This is a genomic window from Citrobacter sp. Cc139 (assembly GCF_030334645.1).
Taxonomy (GTDB): Bacteria; Pseudomonadota; Gammaproteobacteria; order Enterobacterales; family Enterobacteriaceae; genus Citrobacter; species Citrobacter werkmanii.
This window is the reverse complement of sequence record NZ_JAOWDM010000011.1, coordinates 39,075-58,207: the sequence shown is the minus strand read 5'-3', so window position 1 is coordinate 58,207 and position 19,133 is coordinate 39,075. Positions and strand designations below refer to the sequence as shown.

General features: G+C 54.1%; 20 protein-coding genes and 1 pseudogene. 15 read left to right on the top strand and 6 right to left on the bottom strand.

Annotated features, from left to right (window positions below; genetic code table 11):
• Position 1 precedes the first annotated feature (1 nt).
• The 11 genes from cysN to rpoS all read left to right on the top strand — a co-directional run bounded on the left by cysN (position 2) and on the right by rpoS (position 8,849).
• The gene (gene cysN, locus OGV69_RS00385) at positions 2-1,429 is read left to right on the top strand and encodes a sulfate adenylyltransferase subunit CysN (RefSeq protein ID WP_069324553.1); all 1,428 of its coding nucleotides are present in this window, start codon (positions 2-4) and stop codon (positions 1,427-1,429) included.
• Positions 1,429-2,034 (top strand): adenylyl-sulfate kinase, encoded by a 606-nt coding sequence (gene cysC / locus OGV69_RS00380; RefSeq protein ID WP_069324554.1) that lies wholly within the window; start codon positions 1,429-1,431, stop codon positions 2,032-2,034. Before cysN ends, cysC begins: the two co-directional genes overlap by 1 nt.
• Positions 2,035-2,081: 47 nt before the next feature.
• Positions 2,082-2,405 carry a DUF3561 family protein gene (locus OGV69_RS00375; RefSeq protein ID WP_038633162.1) on the top strand — a complete coding sequence of 108 codons (324 nt, stop codon included), beginning with the start codon at positions 2,082-2,084 and terminating at the stop codon, positions 2,403-2,405.
• Between the two features lie 214 nt (positions 2,406-2,619).
• Positions 2,620-2,931 carry a cell division protein FtsB gene (gene ftsB / locus OGV69_RS00370; protein ID WP_003034163.1) on the top strand — a complete coding sequence of 104 codons (312 nt, stop codon included), beginning with the start codon at positions 2,620-2,622 and terminating at the stop codon, positions 2,929-2,931.
• An 18-nt stretch (positions 2,932-2,949) separates the two neighbouring features.
• Entirely contained in the window at positions 2,950-3,660 is a 711-nt protein-coding gene (gene ispD, locus OGV69_RS00365; RefSeq protein ID WP_038633159.1) for a 2-C-methyl-D-erythritol 4-phosphate cytidylyltransferase, read from the top strand.
• Positions 3,660-4,139 carry a 2-C-methyl-D-erythritol 2,4-cyclodiphosphate synthase gene (gene ispF / locus OGV69_RS00360; protein ID WP_003034167.1) on the top strand — a complete coding sequence of 160 codons (480 nt, stop codon included), beginning with the start codon at positions 3,660-3,662 and terminating at the stop codon, positions 4,137-4,139. Before ispD ends, ispF begins: the two co-directional genes overlap by 1 nt.
• The gene (gene truD, locus OGV69_RS00355; RefSeq protein ID WP_038633155.1) at positions 4,136-5,185 is read left to right on the top strand and encodes a tRNA pseudouridine(13) synthase TruD; all 1,050 of its coding nucleotides are present in this window, start codon (positions 4,136-4,138) and stop codon (positions 5,183-5,185) included. The genes ispF and truD overlap by 4 nt, the downstream gene beginning before the upstream one ends.
• Positions 5,166-5,927 carry a 5'/3'-nucleotidase SurE gene (gene surE, locus OGV69_RS00350; protein ID WP_038633152.1) on the top strand — a complete coding sequence of 254 codons (762 nt, stop codon included), beginning with the start codon at positions 5,166-5,168 and terminating at the stop codon, positions 5,925-5,927. The genes truD and surE overlap by 20 nt, the downstream gene beginning before the upstream one ends.
• Complete coding sequence (gene pcm / locus OGV69_RS00345; RefSeq protein WP_038633150.1) at positions 5,921-6,547, top strand: protein-L-isoaspartate O-methyltransferase; 627 nt, start codon at positions 5,921-5,923, stop codon at positions 6,545-6,547. Before surE ends, pcm begins: the two co-directional genes overlap by 7 nt.
• Before the next feature lie 164 nt (positions 6,548-6,711).
• Positions 6,712-7,794 (top strand): murein hydrolase activator NlpD, encoded by a 1,083-nt coding sequence (gene nlpD / locus OGV69_RS00340; protein ID WP_223229542.1) that lies wholly within the window; start codon positions 6,712-6,714, stop codon positions 7,792-7,794.
• Between the two features lie 62 nt (positions 7,795-7,856).
• Positions 7,857-8,849 (top strand): RNA polymerase sigma factor RpoS, encoded by a 993-nt coding sequence (gene rpoS / locus OGV69_RS00335; RefSeq protein ID WP_000081498.1) that lies wholly within the window; start codon positions 7,857-7,859, stop codon positions 8,847-8,849.
• A 144-nt stretch (positions 8,850-8,993) separates the two neighbouring features.
• On the opposite strand, the gene OGV69_RS00330 is transcribed toward rpoS, so the two are convergent.
• Positions 8,994-9,398, bottom strand: a complete 405-nt coding sequence (locus OGV69_RS00330) for a MarR family winged helix-turn-helix transcriptional regulator (RefSeq protein ID WP_038633140.1) — start codon at positions 9,396-9,398, stop codon at positions 8,994-8,996.
• A gap of 158 nt (positions 9,399-9,556) precedes the next feature.
• Here OGV69_RS00330 and OGV69_RS00325 point away from each other — a divergent pair, with 158 nt between their 5' ends.
• From OGV69_RS00325 to OGV69_RS00315, 3 genes are read left to right on the top strand one after another with little or no spacing between them, the layout of a single operon-like run.
• Positions 9,557-10,150, top strand: coding sequence for a non-oxidative hydroxyarylic acid decarboxylases subunit B (locus tag OGV69_RS00325; protein ID WP_038633137.1), 594 nt, complete (start codon positions 9,557-9,559; stop codon positions 10,148-10,150).
• Positions 10,150-11,577 carry a non-oxidative hydroxyarylic acid decarboxylases subunit C gene (locus OGV69_RS00320; RefSeq protein ID WP_038633134.1) on the top strand — a complete coding sequence of 476 codons (1,428 nt, stop codon included), beginning with the start codon at positions 10,150-10,152 and terminating at the stop codon, positions 11,575-11,577. The genes OGV69_RS00325 and OGV69_RS00320 overlap by 1 nt, the downstream gene beginning before the upstream one ends.
• Before the next feature lie 10 nt (positions 11,578-11,587).
• Positions 11,588-11,824 carry a non-oxidative hydroxyarylic acid decarboxylases subunit D gene (locus OGV69_RS00315; RefSeq protein WP_038633131.1) on the top strand — a complete coding sequence of 79 codons (237 nt, stop codon included), beginning with the start codon at positions 11,588-11,590 and terminating at the stop codon, positions 11,822-11,824.
• Positions 11,825-11,869: 45 nt separating this feature from the next.
• Here the strand turns inward: OGV69_RS00315 and mutS are convergent, their stop codons facing one another.
• Positions 11,870-14,431 (bottom strand): DNA mismatch repair protein MutS, encoded by a 2,562-nt coding sequence (gene mutS, locus OGV69_RS00310; protein WP_038633127.1) that lies wholly within the window; start codon positions 14,429-14,431, stop codon positions 11,870-11,872.
• A 471-nt stretch (positions 14,432-14,902) separates the two neighbouring features.
• On the opposite strand from mutS, the pseudogene OGV69_RS00305 reads away from it, so the two are divergent.
• Positions 14,903-15,439: pseudogene (locus tag OGV69_RS00305) on the top strand (peptidase dimerization domain-containing protein); the annotation flags it as partial.
• 91 nt (positions 15,440-15,530) lie between these two features.
• Here OGV69_RS00305 and sitD read toward each other — a convergent pair.
• From sitD to OGV69_RS00285, 4 genes are read right to left on the bottom strand one after another with little or no spacing between them, the layout of a single operon-like run.
• The gene (gene sitD / locus OGV69_RS00300) at positions 15,531-16,382 is read right to left on the bottom strand and encodes an iron/manganese ABC transporter permease subunit SitD (RefSeq protein ID WP_069324558.1); all 852 of its coding nucleotides are present in this window, start codon (positions 16,380-16,382) and stop codon (positions 15,531-15,533) included.
• A complete protein-coding gene (sitC, locus tag OGV69_RS00295) occupies positions 16,379-17,236 on the bottom strand; it encodes an iron/manganese ABC transporter permease subunit SitC (protein ID WP_069324559.1) in 858 nt (285 codons plus the stop codon). Before sitC ends, sitD begins: the two co-directional genes overlap by 4 nt.
• A gap of 2 nt (positions 17,237-17,238) precedes the next feature.
• On the bottom strand, positions 17,239-18,054 hold the full coding sequence (gene sitB / locus OGV69_RS00290) for an iron/manganese ABC transporter ATP-binding protein SitB (RefSeq protein WP_069324560.1): 816 nt from the start codon (positions 18,052-18,054) through the stop codon (positions 17,239-17,241).
• Positions 18,051-18,968, bottom strand: a complete 918-nt coding sequence (locus OGV69_RS00285) for a metal ABC transporter substrate-binding protein (protein WP_038633117.1) — start codon at positions 18,966-18,968, stop codon at positions 18,051-18,053. The genes sitB and OGV69_RS00285 overlap by 4 nt, the downstream gene beginning before the upstream one ends.
• Positions 18,969-19,133: the final 165 nt, after the last annotated feature.

Genomic DNA, 19,133 nt, shown 5'->3' with positions numbered 1-19,133 from the left:
CATGAATACGACACTTGCACAACAAATTGCTAATGAAGGCGGCGTTGAAGCCTGGATGGTTGCTCAGCAACACAAAAGCCTGCTGCGTTTTTTAACCTGCGGTAGCGTGGATGACGGGAAAAGTACCCTGATTGGTCGCTTGCTGCATGATACCCGGCAGATCTATGAAGATCAGCTCTCATCGCTGCATAACGACAGTAAACGCCACGGCACCCAAGGCGAAAAACTCGATCTGGCGCTATTGGTTGACGGCTTGCAGGCCGAGCGCGAGCAGGGCATCACCATCGACGTGGCTTATCGTTATTTCTCCACCGAGAAGCGAAAATTTATTATTGCGGATACCCCCGGTCACGAACAGTACACCCGCAACATGGCGACCGGTGCGTCGACCTGCGACCTGGCGATCCTGTTGATCGATGCGCGTAAAGGCGTGCTCGATCAGACCCGTCGTCACAGCTTTATCTCCACGCTGCTTGGGATCAAGCACCTGGTGGTAGCGATCAACAAAATGGATCTGGTGAGCTTTAGCGAAGAGACATTTAACCGCATCCGCGAAGACTATCTCACGTTTGCTGAACAACTGCCGGGCAACCTGGATATCCGTTTTGTGCCGCTCTCCGCGCTGGAAGGCGATAACGTGGCTTCGCCAAGCGTCAGCATGCCATGGTACAGCGGCCCGACGCTGCTCGAAGTGCTGGAAACCGTTGAGATCCAGCGCATTGTCGATACCCAGCCGATGCGTTTCCCGGTGCAGTATGTGAACCGACCAAATCTGGATTTTCGTGGTTATGCCGGAACGCTGGCCTCCGGTCGCGTGCAGGTAGGACAACGCGTCAAGGTGTTACCGTCTGGCGTTGAGTCGAGCGTGGCGCGGATCGTTACCTTTGATGGTGATTTACAGCAAGCGCATGCCGGTGAAGCGATCACCCTGGTGCTGAAAGATGAGATTGATATCAGCCGGGGCGACCTGCTGCTGGATGCAGGTGAAGCGTTGCCAGCGGTACAAAGTGCTGCCGTTGATGTGGTGTGGATGGCGGAACAGCCGCTGTCGCCGGGGCAGAGCTACGACATCAAAGTTGCCGGCAAGAAGACCCGCGCGCGCGTGGATACCGTGCAGTACCAGGTCGATATTAACAACCTGACCCAGCGTGAGGTCGACGCGTTACCGCTGAACGGCATTGGTCTGGTTAATCTGACGTTTGATGAACCGCTGGTGTTGGATACCTATCAGCAGAACCCGGTTACGGGTGGGTTGATTATCATTGACCGCCTGACTAACGTCACCGTCGGCGCGGGGTTGGTGCGTGAGCCTATCATCCAGGAGCAGGCCGCCGCTTCTCAGTTCAGCGCGTTTGAACTGGAGCTGAATGCGCTGGTGCGTCGCCACTTCCCACACTGGGGTGCGCGCGATCTGCTGGGAGGCAAATAATGGCGTTGCATGACGAAAACGTCGTCTGGCATGCCCATCCTGTTACACCGCAACAGCGGGAGCAACGCCACGGTCACCGTGGTGTTGTGCTGTGGTTTACCGGACTGTCTGGCTCCGGTAAATCTACGGTAGCGGGAGCGCTGGAAGAAGCGTTGCACAAGCTGGGCGTCAGCACTTATCTGCTGGATGGCGATAACGTGCGTCACGGCCTGTGCAGCGATCTGGGGTTTAGCGATGCCGATCGTAAGGAGAATATCCGTCGGGTTGGCGAGGTGGCTAACCTGATGGTGGATGCCGGTCTGGTAGTTCTGACCGCCTTTATCTCTCCGCATCGCGCCGAGCGAAAAATGGTCCGCGAGCGCGTTGGCGCAGGGCGTTTTATTGAGGTTTTTGTCGATACGCCATTAGCAACGTGCGAAGCGCGCGACCCAAAAGGGCTGTATAAAAAAGCCAGGTCGGGGGAGTTGCGCAATTTCACCGGAATTGATTCGGTATACGAAGCGCCTGAATCGCCAGAGATTCATCTGGATGGTGAACAATTGGTAACAAATTTGGTTCCCCAATTATTAGACCTGCTGAGGCAGGGAGATATTATCAGATCCTGAGACACCCGAGCTTACATGCCCGGTCAGTCACGGTCACAGGATTAGATATGCGTAACAGCCATAACATTACTATTACAGAGTCAGAGACCTTCGCTACCGACGACGAAACCACCTGGTCCCTACCAGGGGCCGTGGTCGGTTTTGTAGCGTGGCTGCTGGCGCTGGGGTTCCCATGTCTGATGTATGGCCCTAACACACTGTTTTTCTTCCTTTATACCTGGCCTTTCTTCCTCGCGTTGCTGCCCGTGGCGATTGTGGCGGGTATTGCCCTGCACTCGCTATTAAAAGGAAAGCTGCTACTGAGCATTACCAGCACCCTACTGGTGGTGGGTGGAATGTTTAGCGCGCTATTCTTTTGGCTTTTGGGCTAGGCTAAGTGCGTTTTAAACGATCGCCGATGTCGTTCACTGTCTGGTCATAATTCAAACCGTAACCAACAATGAGATTATGTTCTCCTTACACGGGGTATACGTAACAACGGGCAAATGTGGTACATTTGCCCGCGTTGTCGCGGCATTCCCGTCCGTTGATGTAAAGTCGTCTACGGAAGTTATGGGATGTTAATGCCGTTTTTCAGGGGGCAGGATGGGTAAACTTACGCTGCTGTTGCTGGCTTTATTAGTCTGGCTACAGTATTCGCTGTGGTTCGGTAAGAACGGCATACATGACTATAGTCGCGTCAACGATGATGTTGCTGCGCAGCAGGCTACAAACGCGAAACTTAAAGCGCGTAACGATCAGCTCTTTGCCGAAATTGACGATCTCAATGGCGGACAAGAGGCCATTGAGGAGCGCGCGCGCAACGAACTCAGCATGACTAAGCCGGGCGAAACTTTTTATCGTCTGGTGCCTGACGCGTCTAAACGCGCCCAGACTGCAGGGCAAAACAATCGATAAACCGTCCAGGGATCTAACATGGCAGCCACTTTATTGGACGTTTGCGCCGTGGTGCCGGCTGCCGGATTTGGCCGCCGAATGCAAACAGAGTGTCCTAAGCAGTACCTCTCAATTGGCAATAAAACCATTCTTGAACACTCGGTTGATGCGCTACTGGCCCATCCCCGGGTGACGCGAGTCGTCATCGCTATCAGCCCAGGCGACAGCCGCTTTGCCCAACTTCCACTTGCCGCGCATCCGCAAATTACCGTAGTGGATGGCGGCAACGAACGTGCCGATTCTGTCCTTGCCGGTTTGCAAGCCGCAGGAGATGCGCGTTGGGTGCTGGTGCATGACGCCGCGCGTCCGTGTCTGCATCAGGATGACTTAGCACGTTTGCTGGCAATCAGTGAAACCAGCCGCACTGGCGGGATCCTGGCGGCACCCGTACGCGATACGATGAAACGCGCTGAACCGGGCCGCACAGACATTGCCCATACGGTCGATCGTACCGACTTATGGCATGCGTTAACGCCGCAGTTTTTCCCTCGCGAGCTGTTGCATGACTGCCTGACCCGTGCGCTCAACGAAGGCGCAACCATTACGGACGAAGCTTCGGCGCTGGAATATTGCGGTTTTCATCCGCAACTGGTCGAAGGACGCGCTGACAACATCAAAGTCACCCGCCCGGAAGACCTGGCGCTGGCGGAGTTTTATCTCTCCCGAACAATCCATTTGGAGAATGCATAATGCGAATCGGACACGGTTTTGACGTACACGCTTTTGGCGGCGTTGGCCCAATTATCATTGGCGGCGTGCGCATCCCGTATGAAAAAGGACTGCTGGCGCATTCTGATGGTGATGTGGCGTTACATGCGCTAACCGATGCCTTGCTGGGCGCGGCGGCGCTGGGTGACATCGGTAAACTCTTCCCGGATACCGACCCGGCCTTTAAAGGTGCAGATAGCCGCGAATTATTGCGTGAAGCCTGGCGGCGTATTCAGGCGAAAGGCTATACGCTTGGTAATGTGGATGTGACGATTATTGCTCAGGCGCCGAAGATGCTGCCGCACATTCCGCAAATGCGCGTATTTATTGCCGAAGATCTTGGCTGCCATATGGATGATGTTAACGTGAAAGCGACCACCACGGAAAAACTCGGTTTCACCGGGCGTGGGGAAGGGATTGCCTGTGAAGCGGTGGCGTTACTCATTAAGGCAACGAAATGACTGCGTTTGAGAATCTGACATATCTTCATGGTAAACCACTGGGCCATGGCGTCCTGAAAGCCAATCCGGAAGACTTTGTCGTCGTCGAAGATCTAGGCTTCGAACCGGATGGCGAAGGCGAGCACATTTTGGTGCGCATCCTGAAAAACGGCTGCAATACACGTTTTGTCGCTGACGCGCTGGCGAAGTTCCTGAAAATTCACGCCCGTGAAGTGAGCTTTGCCGGGCAAAAAGATAAGCATGCGGTCACGGAACAGTGGCTGTGCGCGCGCGTGCCGGGCAATGTAATGCCTGATTTAAGCAAATTTGAGCTCGAAGGCTGTAAAGTGCTGGAGTACGCGCGCCACAAGCGTAAGCTGCGTTTAGGGGCGCTGAAAGGCAACGAATTTACGCTGGTGCTGCGTGAAGTGAGCGAGCGAAATGATGTTGAAGCGCGATTACAGGCGATTAGCGAGCGCGGCGTACCGAACTATTTTGGCGCTCAGCGTTTTGGGATCGGCGGCAGCAACCTGCAAGGGGCGCTGCGCTGGGCGCAAAGCGATGCGCCGGTGCGCGATCGCAATAAACGCAGTTTTTGGTTGTCGGCGGCCCGTAGCGCGTTGTTTAATCAGATCGTCAGTGAACGCTTGAAAAAAACAGACTTTAATCAAGTTGTTGACGGCGATGCGCTACAATTGTCGGGACGCGGAAGCTGGTTTGTCGCCACGCAGGAAGAACAGACTGAATTACAGCGGCGCGTCGATGACAAAGAATTGATGATTACAGCGGCATTACCGGGTAGCGGTGAGTGGGGAACTCAGCGCGACGCGCTGGTGTTTGAAGAAAGCGCTGTTGCGGATGAAACCGTGCTGCAGTCTCTACTATTGCGCGAGAAAGTCGAGGCATCGCGACGCGCTATGTTGCTGTATCCACAACAATTAAGCTGGAACTGGTGGGATGACGTAACCGTTGAGTTACGCTTCTGGCTACCGGCAGGTAGCTTCGCCACCAGTGTAGTAAGGGAACTTATTAACACAATGGGTGATTATGCGTATATTGCTGAGTAACGATGATGGGGTCCATGCACCCGGTATACAAACGCTGGCGAAAGCGCTGCGTGAGTTTGCTGACGTACAGGTGGTTGCCCCGGATCGTAACCGCAGTGGCGCGTCTAACTCGCTGACGCTGGAATCTTCACTTCGCACGTTTACCTATGATAACGGCGATATCGCCGTACAAATGGGCACGCCCACCGACTGCGTCTATCTGGGCGTGAACGCGTTAATGCGTCCGCGTCCGGACATTGTCGTTTCTGGTATTAACGCAGGTCCTAATCTCGGGGATGATGTCATCTATTCCGGTACCGTTGCGGCGGCAATGGAAGGTCGTCACCTTGGGTTCCCTGCGCTGGCTGTCTCGCTTGATGGCCATAAGCACTACGATACTGCTGCGGCAGTGACCTGTCGTATCTTACGGGCGCTGAGTCGTGAACCGCTGCGCACCGGGCGTATTTTAAATATCAACGTTCCGGATCTACCGCTGGATCAGATTAAAGGCATCCGCGTCACCCGCTGCGGCAGCCGCCATCCGGCGGATCAGGTTATTCCACAGCAGGATCCGCGAGGAAATACGTTGTACTGGATTGGGCCGCCGGGGGAAAAATGCGACGCCGGGCCGGATACCGATTTTGCCGCCGTCGATGAAGGCTATGTTTCCATCACGCCGCTGCATGTCGATTTAACCGCCTACGGCGCGCATGAGGTGGTTTCGAGCTGGTTGGACAGCGTGGGAGTCGACACGCAATGGTAAGCAGACGCGTACATACTCTTCTTGAACAATTACGTGCGCAGGGCATCCGAGATGAGCATGTCCTGGATGCACTCGCCGCCGTGCCGCGTGAGAAATTCATTGATGAGGCGTTTGAACATAAGGCCTGGGACAATATTGCCTTGCCGATTGGTCAGGGGCAGACGATTTCGCAGCCTTATATGGTTGCACGCATGACTGAGCTGCTTGAGCTAACACCGCAATCGCGAGTGCTGGAAATTGGCACTGGCTCCGGCTACCAGACGGCGATTCTGGCGCATCTGGTGCAGCATGTATGCTCCGTTGAGCGTATTAAAGGCCTGCAATGGCAGGCGCGTCGTCGCCTGAAACAGCTGGATTTACACAATGTTTCTACCCGTCACGGTGATGGATGGCAGGGTTGGCAAGCGCGAGCCCCGTTTGACGCTATCATTGTAACGGCAGCACCGCCGGAGATCCCAACTGCGCTGATGATGCAGCTGGATGAAGGCGGTATTCTCGTCTTACCCGTGGGCGATGAGCACCAGTTCCTGAAGCGGGTGCGTCGTCGGGGAGGCGAATTTATTATTGATACCGTGGAGGCCGTACGTTTTGTTCCCTTAGTAAAAGGGGAGCTTGCGTAGACACTGGCTCTGAATACCTGGAGTTTTCCTGGATATTCTGGAATTAGTCAGCGTATCGTGTCGATGCTTTTGCACGGTGATTACGTTACGGGTTTTAAACAAATTTTCCTGGGGGATAAATGAGCGCGGGAAGCCACAAATTTACCATTCGCCGTATTGCGGCATTGTCACTGGTTTCATTATGGCTGGCAGGTTGTTCAAACACCTCGAATCCACCAGCGCCGGTCAGCTCGGTTGACGGCGGTGCATCCACGAACACCAGTTCCGGCATGCTGATTACGCCTCCGCCAAAAATGGGCTCGACGTCGACAGTACAACAGACGCCACAGATCCAACCGGTGCAGACTCCGACTACGCAACCAACGCAAATTCAACCTGTTGCAGAACAGCCTGTACAGATGGAAAACGGTCGTATCGTGTACAATCGTAAGTATGGGAATATTCCGAAAGGTAGCTACACGGGCGGCAGCACCTATACTGTCAAGAAAGGCGACACGCTTTTCTATATTGCCTGGATTACCGGGAACGATTTCCGTGACCTCGCACAGCGCAATAACGTTCCGGCCCCGTATAGCCTGAATGTCGGCCAAACTCTGCAAGTGGGCAACGCCTCGGGTACACCGATTACCGGTGGGAATGCCATCACCCAGGCGGATGCAGCACAGCAAGGAGTTGTGACCAACCCTGCACAAAATTCCACCGTTGCTGTTGCTTCGAAACCAACAATTACGTATTCTGAGGATTCAGGTGAACAAAGTGCTAACAAAATGTTGCCGAACAACAAGCCTGCTGGGACAGTTGTCACAGCGCCAGTAACGGCTCCAGCAGTTAGCACAACCGAAACAACTGCAAGCTCAACGTCGACCAGCGCGCCAATCTCTACCTGGCGCTGGCCAACTGACGGCAAAGTGATCGAAAACTTTGCGGCTACCGAAGGTGGCAATAAAGGGATCGACATTGCAGGCAGCAAAGGACAGGCTATTGTCGCGACCGCAGATGGACGCGTCGTTTATGCCGGTAACGCGCTGCGTGGTTACGGTAATCTTATTATCATCAAACATAACGATGATTACCTGAGCGCCTACGCCCATAACGATACAATGCTGGTCCGGGAACAACAAGAAATCAAGGCGGGGCAGAAAATAGCTACCATGGGTAGTACCGGAACCAGTTCAACACGCTTGCATTTTGAAATTCGTTACAAGGGGAAATCCGTAAACCCGCTGCGTTACTTGCCGCAGCGATAATTCGGCGGAACCAGGCTTTCACTTGCTAGTTCCGTTAGGGATCACGGGTAGGAGCCACCTTTATGAGTCAGAATACGCTGAAAGTTCATGATTTAAATGAAGATGCGGAATTTGATGAGAACGGAGTAGAGGCTTTTGATGAGAAAGCCTTGAGTGAAGAGGAACCCAGTGATAACGACCTGGCTGAAGAAGAGCTGTTATCGCAGGGGGCCACACAGCGTGTGTTGGACGCGACTCAGCTTTACCTTGGTGAGATTGGTTATTCACCACTGTTAACAGCCGAAGAAGAAGTTTATTTTGCGCGTCGCGCACTGCGTGGAGATGTCGCCTCTCGCCGACGCATGATTGAAAGTAACCTGCGTCTGGTGGTGAAAATTGCTCGCCGTTATGGCAATCGCGGTCTGGCATTGCTGGACCTGATTGAAGAGGGCAATCTGGGGCTTATCCGTGCCGTCGAAAAGTTTGACCCGGAACGCGGGTTCCGCTTCTCAACATACGCAACGTGGTGGATCCGTCAGACGATCGAACGGGCTATTATGAACCAAACCCGTACGATCCGACTGCCGATTCACATTGTAAAAGAGCTGAACGTCTATCTGCGTACCGCGCGTGAGTTGTCGCATAAACTGGACCACGAACCGAGCGCAGAAGAGATTGCTGAACAACTGGATAAACCGGTTGATGACGTCAGCCGTATGCTCCGACTCAACGAGCGCATTACCTCGGTAGACACCCCGCTGGGTGGCGATTCCGAAAAAGCGTTGCTGGACATCCTGGCCGATGAAAAAGAAAACGGCCCGGAAGACACCACGCAAGACGATGATATGAAACAGAGCATCGTCAAATGGCTGTTCGAACTGAACGCCAAACAGCGTGAGGTGCTGGCACGTCGTTTCGGTCTGCTGGGGTATGAAGCTGCGACACTGGAAGATGTGGGCCGCGAAATCGGTCTCACGCGTGAACGTGTTCGTCAGATTCAGGTTGAAGGCCTGCGTCGTCTGCGCGAAATTCTGCAGACTCAGGGGCTGAATATCGAAGCGCTGTTCCGCGAGTAAGCACAAGTTCCATCAAGAAAGGCCAGTCTCATCGAGACTGGCCTTTTTCTTTAGCGCTACCGCTTATTGGTCGGCACATATTGTCCGATGGCGCTTTGCTTATCGGGCCTACAAAGACATCACCCAAAACCGCCATCCGAACGATTATCCCATCATCTTACGCACCAGTTGAGTAAACTGTTTGCGCTCTTCCTCGCTCAGTCTGCCCAGAAACTCATCATCCACGCGATCTCCTACCGGGGTTGCGCTGGCCAATAATGCTTCTCCTTGCGCAGTCAAATAAACAAACCGCCGACGCTTATCCGCCGGGTCGTGATCCCGCCTGACCAGCCCACGCTTTTCCATCCGGCTCAGCATTTCCGCAAGTGTGGCTTTGGTGCAGACCGCTGCCTCCATCAGGGCGACCTGTTCAATGCCGGGCTGTTCGGCAATGGCGCGCATCACCGCGTACTGCGGTTTGGTTAGCTCTGGTAACTCATGTTGCCAGCGAGCCGTATGCTGCTGAAAAAGCTGACGTAAAAGATGAAATGCTTTATTGCGTAACGGCATGAGAGCTCCGGGATATCGGTCAGTCTCTATCATAGCGGGTTACGCCTCCTTTTTTAACCATCGCTGTTTTAGCTATCCGTGCGCGGTGGCCTTGCCCACAATGAATTGTGGGAGTATTTTAATCAAAACGTTCGTACACGAACAAATTGAGGGGTTGAATGAGACTGATCGTAGGAATGACGGGGGCTACTGGCGCACCGCTCGGCGTGTCGCTACTACAGGCGCTGCGGGAAATGCCGGGGGTGGAAACCCATCTGGTGCTGTCGAAATGGGCAAAAACGACCATTGAGCTGGAAACGCCGTACAGCGTCCGCGATGTATCCGCACTGGCAGACTATTGCCACAATCCCGCGGACCAGGCCGCGACCATCTCCTCCGGATCGTTTCGTACTGACGGCATGATCATTATCCCCTGCAGCATGAAAACGCTGGCCGGTATTCGCGCAGGTTACGCGGAAGGGTTGGTGGGGCGCGCCGCAGACGTGGTGCTGAAAGAAGGGCGCAAACTGGTGCTGGTACCGCGTGAAATGCCGCTCAGCACCATCCATCTGGAAAACATGCTCGCGCTTTCCCGCATGGGCGTGGCGATGGTCCCGCCAATGCCCGCGTTTTACAACCATCCGCAAACGGTCGATGACATCACCCAGCACATTGTCGCGCGCGTGCTCGACCAGTTTGGGCTTGAACACCCTAACGCCCGTCGTTGGCAGGGATTACGACAGGCGCAGAATTTTGCACAGGAGAACGAATAATGGCATTTGATGATTTGCGCAGCTTTTTGCAGGCGCTGGACGACCAGGGACAACTGCTGAAAATCAGTGAGGAAGTTAACGCCGAGCCGGATCTGGCGGCGGCGGCCAATGCGACCGGGCGTATTGGTGATGGCGCGCCTGCGCTGTGGTTTGACAATATTCGCGGTTTTACCGATGCCCGCGTGGCGATGAACACCATCGGTTCATGGCAGAATCACGCCATCTCTTTAGGTCTGCCACCAAATACCCCGGTGAAAAAACAGATTGATGAGTTTATCCGTCGCTGGGATAAATTTCCGGTTGCCCCGGAACGTCGTGCGAACCCGGCATGGGCTGAAAATACCGTCGACGGCGAAGACATTAATCTTTTCGACATTCTGCCGCTGTTTCGCCTGAATGATGGCGACGGCGGTTTCTACCTGGATAAAGCCTGCGTGGTGTCGCGCGATCCGCTGGATCGGGACAACTTCGGCAAACAGAACGTCGGCATCTACCGCATGGAAGTGAAGGGCAAACGTAAGCTCGGTCTGCAACCGGTGCCAATGCATGATATCGCGCTGCACCTGCATAAAGCGGAAGAGCGCGGTGAAGATTTGCCGATTGCCATCACGCTGGGTAATGATCCTATCATCACTTTGATGGGCGCCACGCCGCTGAAATACGATCAGTCTGAATACGAGATGGCGGGAGCGCTGCGTGAAAGCCCGTACCCGATCGCTACCGCGCCGCTCACCGGTTTTGACGTACCGTGGGGCTCTGAAGTGATCCTCGAAGGGGTCATTGAAAGCCGTAAACGCGAAATCGAAGGTCCGTTTGGCGAGTTTACTGGCCACTATTCCGGTGGACGCAATATGACCGTGGTGCGTATCGATAAAGTCTCTTATCGCAGCAAACCGATTTTTGAATCACTCTATCTCGGTATGCCGTGGACCGAAATCGACTACCTGATGGGCCCGGCGACCTGCGTACCGCTTTATCAACAATTGAAAGCCGAATTCCCGGAAGTGCAGGCGGTGAACGCCATGTACACCCACGGACTGCTGGCGATTATTTCCACCAAAAAACGCTACGGCGGCTTTGCCCGCGCGGTGGGGCTGCGTGCTATGACCACGCCGCACGGCCTGGGTTACGTGAAGATGGTGATTATGGTTGATGAAGACGTTGACCCGTTCAACCTGCCGCAGGTGATGTGGGCGCTCTCCTCGAAGGTCAATCCGGCGGGCGATCTGGTGCAACTGCCGAATATGTCGGTGCTGGAACTTGATCCGGGTTCCAGTCCGGCGGGGATTACCGACAAGCTCATCATCGATGCCACGACACCGGTTGCACCGGATAACCGAGGTCATTACAGCCAACCGGTATGTGATTTACCGGAAACAAAAGCCTGGGCTGAAAAGCTGACCGCCATGCTGGCCAACCGTAAATAAGGAGTAGCAGATGATTTGTCCACGTTGTGCCGATGAACATATTGAAGTGATGGCGAACTCGCCGGTAAAAGGTGTCTGGACCGTATATCAATGCCAGCATTGTCTGTACACCTGGCGTAATACCGAGCCGCTACGCCGTACCAGCCGCGAGCATTATCCGCAAGCGTTTCGCATGACGCAGAAAGATATCGACGATGCGCCAATGGTGCCAAGTATCCCGCCGCTGCTGGCGGAAGATAAGCGTTAATCAAAAAATGCCGGGTGCGGCGAAACCGTACCCGGCACAACGGCGTTACACCAGACTTTTTAACCGATAGATCCATTCCAGCGCCTGGCGAGGCGTGAGTGAATCCGGGTCGAGATTTTCCAGCGCTTCAACGGCGGGAGATGTTTCTTCCGCAACCGAAAGCAGCGACATCTGTGTACCATCGACCTGGGTTGCGGCAACATTCGGCGCGATGCTTTCCAGTTCGCGCAGTTTTTGCCGCGCACGTTTTATGACCTCTTTCGGCACACCTGCCAGGGCTGCTACCGCCAGACCATAGCTCTTGCTCGCCGCGCCATCCTGTACGCTGTGCATAAAGGCGATGGTATCGCCATGCTCTAACGCGTCCAGATGTACATTCGCGACGCCTTCCATCTTCTCCGGTAACTGAGTCAGTTCGAAGTAGTGGGTGGCGAACAATGTTAATGCTTTGATTTTATTCGCCAGATTTTCTGCGCACGCCCATGCCAGCGACAGACCGTCGTAGGTTGAAGTGCCGCGTCCAATCTCATCCATCAGCACCAGGCTGTTTTCGGTAGCATTATGCAGAATGTTGGCGGTTTCGGTCATCTCAACCATGAAGGTGGAACGACCTGATGCCAGATCATCCGCCGCGCCAACGCGGGTAAATATACGGTCGATAGGCCCAATCTCGACTTTTTGTGCCGGGACATAGCTGCCGATATACGCCAGCAGCGCAATCAATGCGGTCTGGCGCATATAGGTACTTTTCCCCCCCATGTTCGGCCCGGTGATGATCAGCATCCGGCGCTGTGGGGAAAGGTTGAGCGGGTTGGCGATAAACGGCTCTGTCAGTACCTGCTCCACCACCGGGTGACGACCCTCGGTAATACGAATACCGGGTTTATCGGTGAAGATCGGACAGGTGTAATTCAACGTATAAGCACGTTCTGCGAGGTTGACCAGGACGTCCAGTTCAGCCAGCGCGCTGGCGCTCTGTTGTAAATCAGCCAGATGCGGCAGCAGCATATCGAACAGCTCGTCGTATAGCTGTTTTTCCAGTGCCAGCGCCTTACCTTTGGAGGTCAGAACTTTGTCTTCATACTCTTTCAGTTCTGGAATAATGTAGCGTTCAGCGTTTTTCAACGTCTGGCGACGCACGTAATTAATTGGCGCCAGATGGCTCTGTCCACGACTGATCTGAATGTAGTATCCGTGAACGGCGTTGAATCCGACTTTCAGCGTATCAAGACCCGTGCGTTCGCGCTCGCGGATCTCCAGTCTGTCGAGGTAGTCGGTTGCGCCATCGGCCAGCGCTCGCCACTCGTCCAGCTCTTCGTTATAGCCAGACGCGATGACGCCGCCGTCGCGTACCAGCACCGGTGGAGCTTCCACTACGGCGCGTTCCAGCAGTTCACGCAGCTCCGCAAACTCCCCCATTTTCTCACGCAGCATCTGCACCGGGGCGCTGTCTACGTTTTCCAGTTGCGCGCGTAGTTCTGGGAGTTGCTGGAAAGCGTGGCGCATGCGGGCCAGATCGCGCGGGCGCGCGGTACGCAGAGCGAGACGCGCCAGAATGCGTTCCAGATCGCCCACCTGACGCAGCACGGGTTGCAATTCGCTGGTGATATCCTGTAGCGCGCCGATGGTTTGTTGGCGTTCAGTGAGGATTTTGGTGTCGCGGACCGGCATATGCAGCCAGCGCTTGAGCATACGGCTGCCCATCGGTGTTACGGTGCAGTCGAGTACCGAAGCCAATGTGTTTTCAACGCCGCCAGCCAGGTTCTGGGTGATCTCCAGATTGCGGCGGGTGGCGGCATCCATAATGATGCTGTCCTGCTGACGCTCCATGGTGATAGAACGAATATGCGGCAGTGAGGTACGCTGGGTATCTTTCACATATTGCAGCAGACAGCCAGCAGCGCATAATCCGCGCGGGGCGTTCTCAACGCCAAAGCCAATCAGGTCTCGTGTGCCAAACTGCAGATTTAACTGCTGACGGGCAGTATCAATTTCAAATTCCCACAGCGGACGGCGGCGCAGGCCGCGACGTCCTTCAATCAGTGAGGTTTCTGCAAAATCTTCGGCATACAGCAGTTCAGCCGGGTTAGTACGCTGCAGTTCGGCGGCCATGGTCTCGCGGTCGGCAGGCTCGCTAACGCGAAAACGCCCGGAGCTGATGTCCAGCGTGGCATAGCCGTAGCCTTTGCTGTCCTGCCAGACGGCGGCCAGCAGGTTGTCCTGGCGCTCCTGTAACAGCGCTTCATCACTGATGGTGCCGGGCGTAACGATGCGCACAACTTTACGCTCCACCGGTCCTTTGCTGGTGGCCGGATCACCAATCTGTTCGCAAATAGCGACGGATTCCCCTTGATTGACCAGCTTGGCAAGGTAGTTTTCTACCGCATGGTGGGGAATACCCGCCATTGGGATGGGCTCGCCTGCGGATGCGCCGCGCTTAGTCAGGGAGATATCAAGCAGCTGAGACGCGCGTTTCGCATCGTCATAAAACAGTTCATAAAAGTCGCCCATGCGGTAAAACAGCAGTATTTCCGGGTGCTGAGCTTTCAGCTTGAGATACTGCTGCATCATGGGGGTGTGGGCGTCGAGATTATCGATTGTACTCATGGAGTTGTGTCCAGTTCCCTGATTTTCAATGGATTGCGATATTCTTGTTTTCGTTGTTATCACATAAGAAGCACATGATAACGGAGATATGCTTTTCAGGGAAAGCGGGGAAGGATGACTTCTCGATCCAGATTCCGCTCCGGGGCGACTCAGACGATGACAATGTATTCTGGAGAGGGGAGAACCATAAATTCATCCTCTGGCATTCCCTCGTAGGTTGAGCCACCAGAACGCTTACTAATTATTCATTTTGCGGCAACGCATAATTCTGGCAGTACAGGTAGGGGATCCCTTCTTTGGTAATCAGATACGTCTTGCTATTTAGCGCAAAATAATCATCGCATGGCCTGCCATGGGTATAATATAAGCGCACAAATTATAAGTGTCAGCGTCACCATGATTATTTCTGCGGTGGTGAACAAAGATTGACGCGGTGCCCCAGGCAACAGATCCTCTATAACGGTATCCGGGGTTATGGGCTCTGCCCGGGGTGACGGTTCGCTGGTGAAAGCGCGAAAAGGGAGCGGTGGCTATCAATTGACTTTTGACGGCGTGGCGGCGCATGACGGGAATGAACCTGAAAAAGAGCGTTCTGCCATTACTGCTTTTGCTAACAGTGTGCAGGCAATTAACGCATTGACTGATATGACCCGTGGAACCACCCTTAATATGGGTGTAGTGCAGGGGAGAAGCGTGGTGAACGTCGTCGCTGCAGAGCTACATGCGCAACTGGATGTGCGTTTTGGGGAATATGAAGAGTATGACCGCGCGCACAAGTCGCTACAGTCGCTGTGTCAGCAAGGTTTCCTTGATGGTGTGACCACCACGTTGACCCGCGTAATTCATAAACCCGCGATGGCGGCGAGTAAGAGACATAACGCCTGATGGCTCTGGTTGAACGGGCAGGGGTCTGTCGGTGCAGGTTTTCACAGTGCCGATGAGTGGCTTGATAATGCCTCAATTGAACCGCGGATCCGTTTATTAAATCGTATTATCACTATGTTGTAGCTTATGAATATAGCCTCCTGCGGGAGGCTATATTCATCTCTGGGGTATCTGTCGATGCCATAATATTAACGGGCATACTATTAAGTATTATTTATATATCATGCCGCAGCAGCTGTTTCTCGAAACGGCGATCGCGCAGACCGGAATAAATAAAAGTAATCACAAACAGCAGAGAAAATAGTACGACGATGGTGGGGGCTGGTGCGCTGTCGATGAAAAATGACAGATACACGCCCATAAACGAGGTAACGACTGAGATAACCACTGCCAGCCACAAGGCATGGAAAAATTTCCGTGTCATTAATATCGCGATGGCGCCCGGGGCAATTAGTAAGGAAATCGACAAAATAATGCCTACCGATTTCAGCGTGGCGACGATCGTCAGGGCAATCATACACAACAGACCATAATGCAGCAGCGTCGTGTTAAGACCGCTGGCCTTTGCCTGATGCGGATCGAATGCGTGCAGTAGCAGATCTTTCCACTTTAGCCCGATGATAAGCGCAATCCCCAGCGTGATAACGGAGGTTTGCGCAATATCGCTAAACGACACGCCCAGCATATCGCCGAACAGAATATGATCGAGATGGACCTCCGACTGGATCGAAACGTACAGCACCAGGCCCGCGCCAAACATACCGGAAAAGACGATCCCCATCAGGGTGTCACGCTTAATTCGGCTATTGTCGTCGAGATAGCCCGTCGCCACCGCGCAAAACAGTCCGGCGATAAACGCGCCAATCGCCAGTGGAATACCTGCAATCCACGCCAGCACAATGCCGGGGAAAACCGCGTGGCTCATGGCATCGCCCATCAGCGCCCAGCCTTTAAGCACCAAAAACACCGACAACAGCGCACAGGGGATGGCGACAATGGTGGAGATGACCAGCGCATTGACCATAAAGCTAAACTGAAAGGGTTCCAGCAGCGTCGTTAAGCTCATACGGACTCCTTGTTTACCTGACGGGCACGACGGCGATTCGCCAGCAGACCGTGTTTTGGCGCAAAGACAAACGCCAGCAGGAACAGCAGCGTTTGTAGAACCACAATAATTCCGCCGGTTGCGCCGTCCAGCCAGTAGCTCAGCCAGGCGCCAAAAAAGCTGGTCAGGCTGCCGATAGCTACGGCGATAGTGAGTAGACGTGGAAAACGATCCGTCAGCAGCCAGGCGGTGGCGCCGGGTGTGACCACCAGACAAATCACCAGAAATGCGCCGACGGTTTGCAGAGCGGCAACCGTGGAAACGGAGAGCAGCGTAAAAAATAACAGCTTTAGGCGGCCAGGATTCAGACCGATAGAACGCGCATGGTTTTCATCAAAAAAAACCACCATCAGATCTTTCCACTTCAACAACAGAATAGTCAACGAGATGACGCCGATGATGGCCAGTTGCACAATATCTTCCGGTGCAATCGCCAGCACGTTTCCCAGAATAATGGTCTGGATGTTGACCGACATCGGATTGAGCGACACCATAAACAGCCCGATACCGAAAAAAGAGGAAAAAATCAGTCCGATAATCGCATCTTCCTTCAGGCGCGAGCGCTGATTGAGAAACAGCATGCTGCCCGCTGCCAGTCCACCGGAAAGAAAAGCGCCAAGCGCGAAGGGAAGCCCTAACATATAAGCGCCAGCAACGCCCGGAACGATAGAGTGCGACAGCGCGTCGCCAATCAGCGACCAGCCTTTGAGCATCAGATAGCAGGAGAGAAACGCACACAGGCCGCCGACCATCGCCGAGACCCACATCGCGTTGAGCATGTACTGGTAACCAAACGGTTCTGTCAGCCAGGTCATGATTATTCCCCCTCGTTGGCCGCACGTCGCGAAATAAACGGGCGTTCATCATCGGTAATCACATGTTGCTCACCGCCGCTCAGCGCCACATGGCGCAGAACGCCGCTGAATGCCTGCTCGAGATTCTCAGTCGTAAAGGTGGTTTCGGTCGGGCCACTTGCCAACACCGTACCTTTAATCATTACCGTGTAATCACAAAACTCGGTAACGGACCCCAGATTATGGGTAGAGACCAGCATGGTCCGCCCCTCATCGCGCAGTTCGCGTAGCAGGTCGATGATGCGCGCCTCGGTTTTCACATCCACGCCGGTGAAGGGTTCATCCAGCAAAATCACCTGTCCATCCTGGGCAATAGCCCTCGCCAGAAAAACGCGTTTTTTCTGCCCGCCGGACAGTTCACCTATCTGGCGATGGCGATAGTCCAGCATATCGACCCGTGCCAGCGCCGCATCAACACAGGCGCGGTCGATCTGTTTTGGCCGACGCAGCCAGCCCATGTGGCCAAAGCGACCCATCATTACCACATCTTCCACCAGTACCGGAAACGACCAGTCCACCTCTTCCGACTGAGGAACATAGGCAATCAGATTCTGTTTCAGCGCCTGATTAACCGGCTGTTGCAGAATAGATATTTCCCCCTGCGCCAGGCGAACAAAACCCATCAGCGCTTTAAAAAGCGTTGATTTTCCCGAACCGTTTACGCCGACCAGGGCGGCAATCGAACCACCCGGAACCTGAAAAGTGGCGTCCCGCAATGCGGTGTGACCGTTGCGATACGTCACCGTAACCTGATTTACGGTAATCGCAGAGTGACTCATGGTTGGCTCTCCAGACCTTCGTTGATGCCGTTAACAATGGTTTGTGTTGTGACGCGCAGTAAATCCAGATAGGTCGGTACCGGGCCATCAGCAGCGCTGAGCGAATCGACATACAGCACGCCGCCGTAATGTGCGCCAGATTCACGGGCGACCTGACGCGCAGGCTTGTCGGAGACAGTGCTTTCGCTAAATACCGTTGGGATATGATGCGCTCTGATCGCATCGATCACTTTGCGTACCTGTTTGGGGGTGCCCTGCTGATCGGCGTTGATCGGCCACAGATACAACTCTTTCAGGCCGTTATCGCGTGCCAGATAAGAAAACGCGCCTTCACTGGTGACCAGCCAGCGTTTATCGGCAGGGAGCTTCGCCAGTTCTGCATGTAGTGGCGCCAGGGTCTGCTGGATTTTGGCTTTATAGCTCTGTGCATTTTTCTGGTAGATCGCGGCATTCTGCGGATCGTATTTCATCAGCGCATCGCGAATATTATCCACGTAGATAAGCGCGTTCTCTGCCGACATCCAGGCGTGCGGATTCGGTTTGCCGTTGTACGGCCCTTCGCTGATACCCATTGGCTGCACACCGTTGGAGACCATTACCTCCGGCACGCCGGATAAATGCTGGTAGAAACGGGCAAACCACAGCTCAAGGTTGAGCCCGTTCGAAAGGATAAGCTGTGCGCCTTGCGCCCGCTTGATATCGCCCGGCGTGGGTTGATATTCATGAATTTCTGCCCCAGGTTTGGTGATGGAACTGACGTCCGCGGCGTCACCTGCCACGTTACTTGCCATATCCGCAATCACCGTAAAAGTGGTTATCACTTTGAACTTTTCTTGCGCCCAGGCAGGCGACAACGTCAGCGCCGTTAACGCGCCAGCAAGGAGAAATGACTTCAGATGGGGCAACTGCGGCATAGTATCCCTCACAACAAAGTGGTTAATTTATCAACGAATATAGCATTTGCTATGTTATATAGCACAAGGTATAAACAAATGAAAATAATTCTTATTTGCGTAGGGTGCTAAGGATGTATCACCTTCAGGTAATAGTCCTGTGCATGATTAAGGTGTATTATTTAT

Bases quoted from the DNA above. Each gene is read 5' to 3' on its own strand.
- cysN (WP_069324553.1), top strand. From the start codon at position 2: ATGAATACGACACTTGCACAACAAATTGCTAATGAAGGCGGCGTTGAA.
- cysC (WP_069324554.1), top strand. From the start codon at position 1,429: ATGGCGTTGCATGACGAAAACGTCGTCTGGCATGCCCATCCTGTTACA.
- OGV69_RS00375 (WP_038633162.1), top strand. From the start codon at position 2,082: ATGCGTAACAGCCATAACATTACTATTACAGAGTCAGAGACCTTCGCT.
- ftsB (WP_003034163.1), top strand. From the start codon at position 2,620: ATGGGTAAACTTACGCTGCTGTTGCTGGCTTTATTAGTCTGGCTACAG.
- ispD (WP_038633159.1), top strand. From the start codon at position 2,950: ATGGCAGCCACTTTATTGGACGTTTGCGCCGTGGTGCCGGCTGCCGGA.
- ispF (WP_003034167.1), top strand. From the start codon at position 3,660: ATGCGAATCGGACACGGTTTTGACGTACACGCTTTTGGCGGCGTTGGC.
- truD (WP_038633155.1), top strand. From the start codon at position 4,136: ATGACTGCGTTTGAGAATCTGACATATCTTCATGGTAAACCACTGGGC.
- surE (WP_038633152.1), top strand. From the start codon at position 5,166: ATGCGTATATTGCTGAGTAACGATGATGGGGTCCATGCACCCGGTATA.
- pcm (WP_038633150.1), top strand. From the start codon at position 5,921: ATGGTAAGCAGACGCGTACATACTCTTCTTGAACAATTACGTGCGCAG.
- rpoS (WP_000081498.1), top strand. From the start codon at position 7,857: ATGAGTCAGAATACGCTGAAAGTTCATGATTTAAATGAAGATGCGGAA.
- OGV69_RS00330 (WP_038633140.1), bottom strand. From the start codon at position 9,398: ATGCCGTTACGCAATAAAGCATTTCATCTTTTACGTCAGCTTTTTCAG.
- OGV69_RS00325 (WP_038633137.1), top strand. From the start codon at position 9,557: ATGAGACTGATCGTAGGAATGACGGGGGCTACTGGCGCACCGCTCGGC.
- OGV69_RS00320 (WP_038633134.1), top strand. From the start codon at position 10,150: ATGGCATTTGATGATTTGCGCAGCTTTTTGCAGGCGCTGGACGACCAG.
- OGV69_RS00315 (WP_038633131.1), top strand. From the start codon at position 11,588: ATGATTTGTCCACGTTGTGCCGATGAACATATTGAAGTGATGGCGAAC.
- mutS (WP_038633127.1), bottom strand. From the start codon at position 14,431: ATGAGTACAATCGATAATCTCGACGCCCACACCCCCATGATGCAGCAG.
- sitD (WP_069324558.1), bottom strand. From the start codon at position 16,382: ATGAGCTTAACGACGCTGCTGGAACCCTTTCAGTTTAGCTTTATGGTC.
- sitC (WP_069324559.1), bottom strand. From the start codon at position 17,236: ATGACCTGGCTGACAGAACCGTTTGGTTACCAGTACATGCTCAACGCG.
- sitB (WP_069324560.1), bottom strand. From the start codon at position 18,054: ATGAGTCACTCTGCGATTACCGTAAATCAGGTTACGGTGACGTATCGC.
- OGV69_RS00285 (WP_038633117.1), bottom strand. From the start codon at position 18,968: ATGCCGCAGTTGCCCCATCTGAAGTCATTTCTCCTTGCTGGCGCGTTA.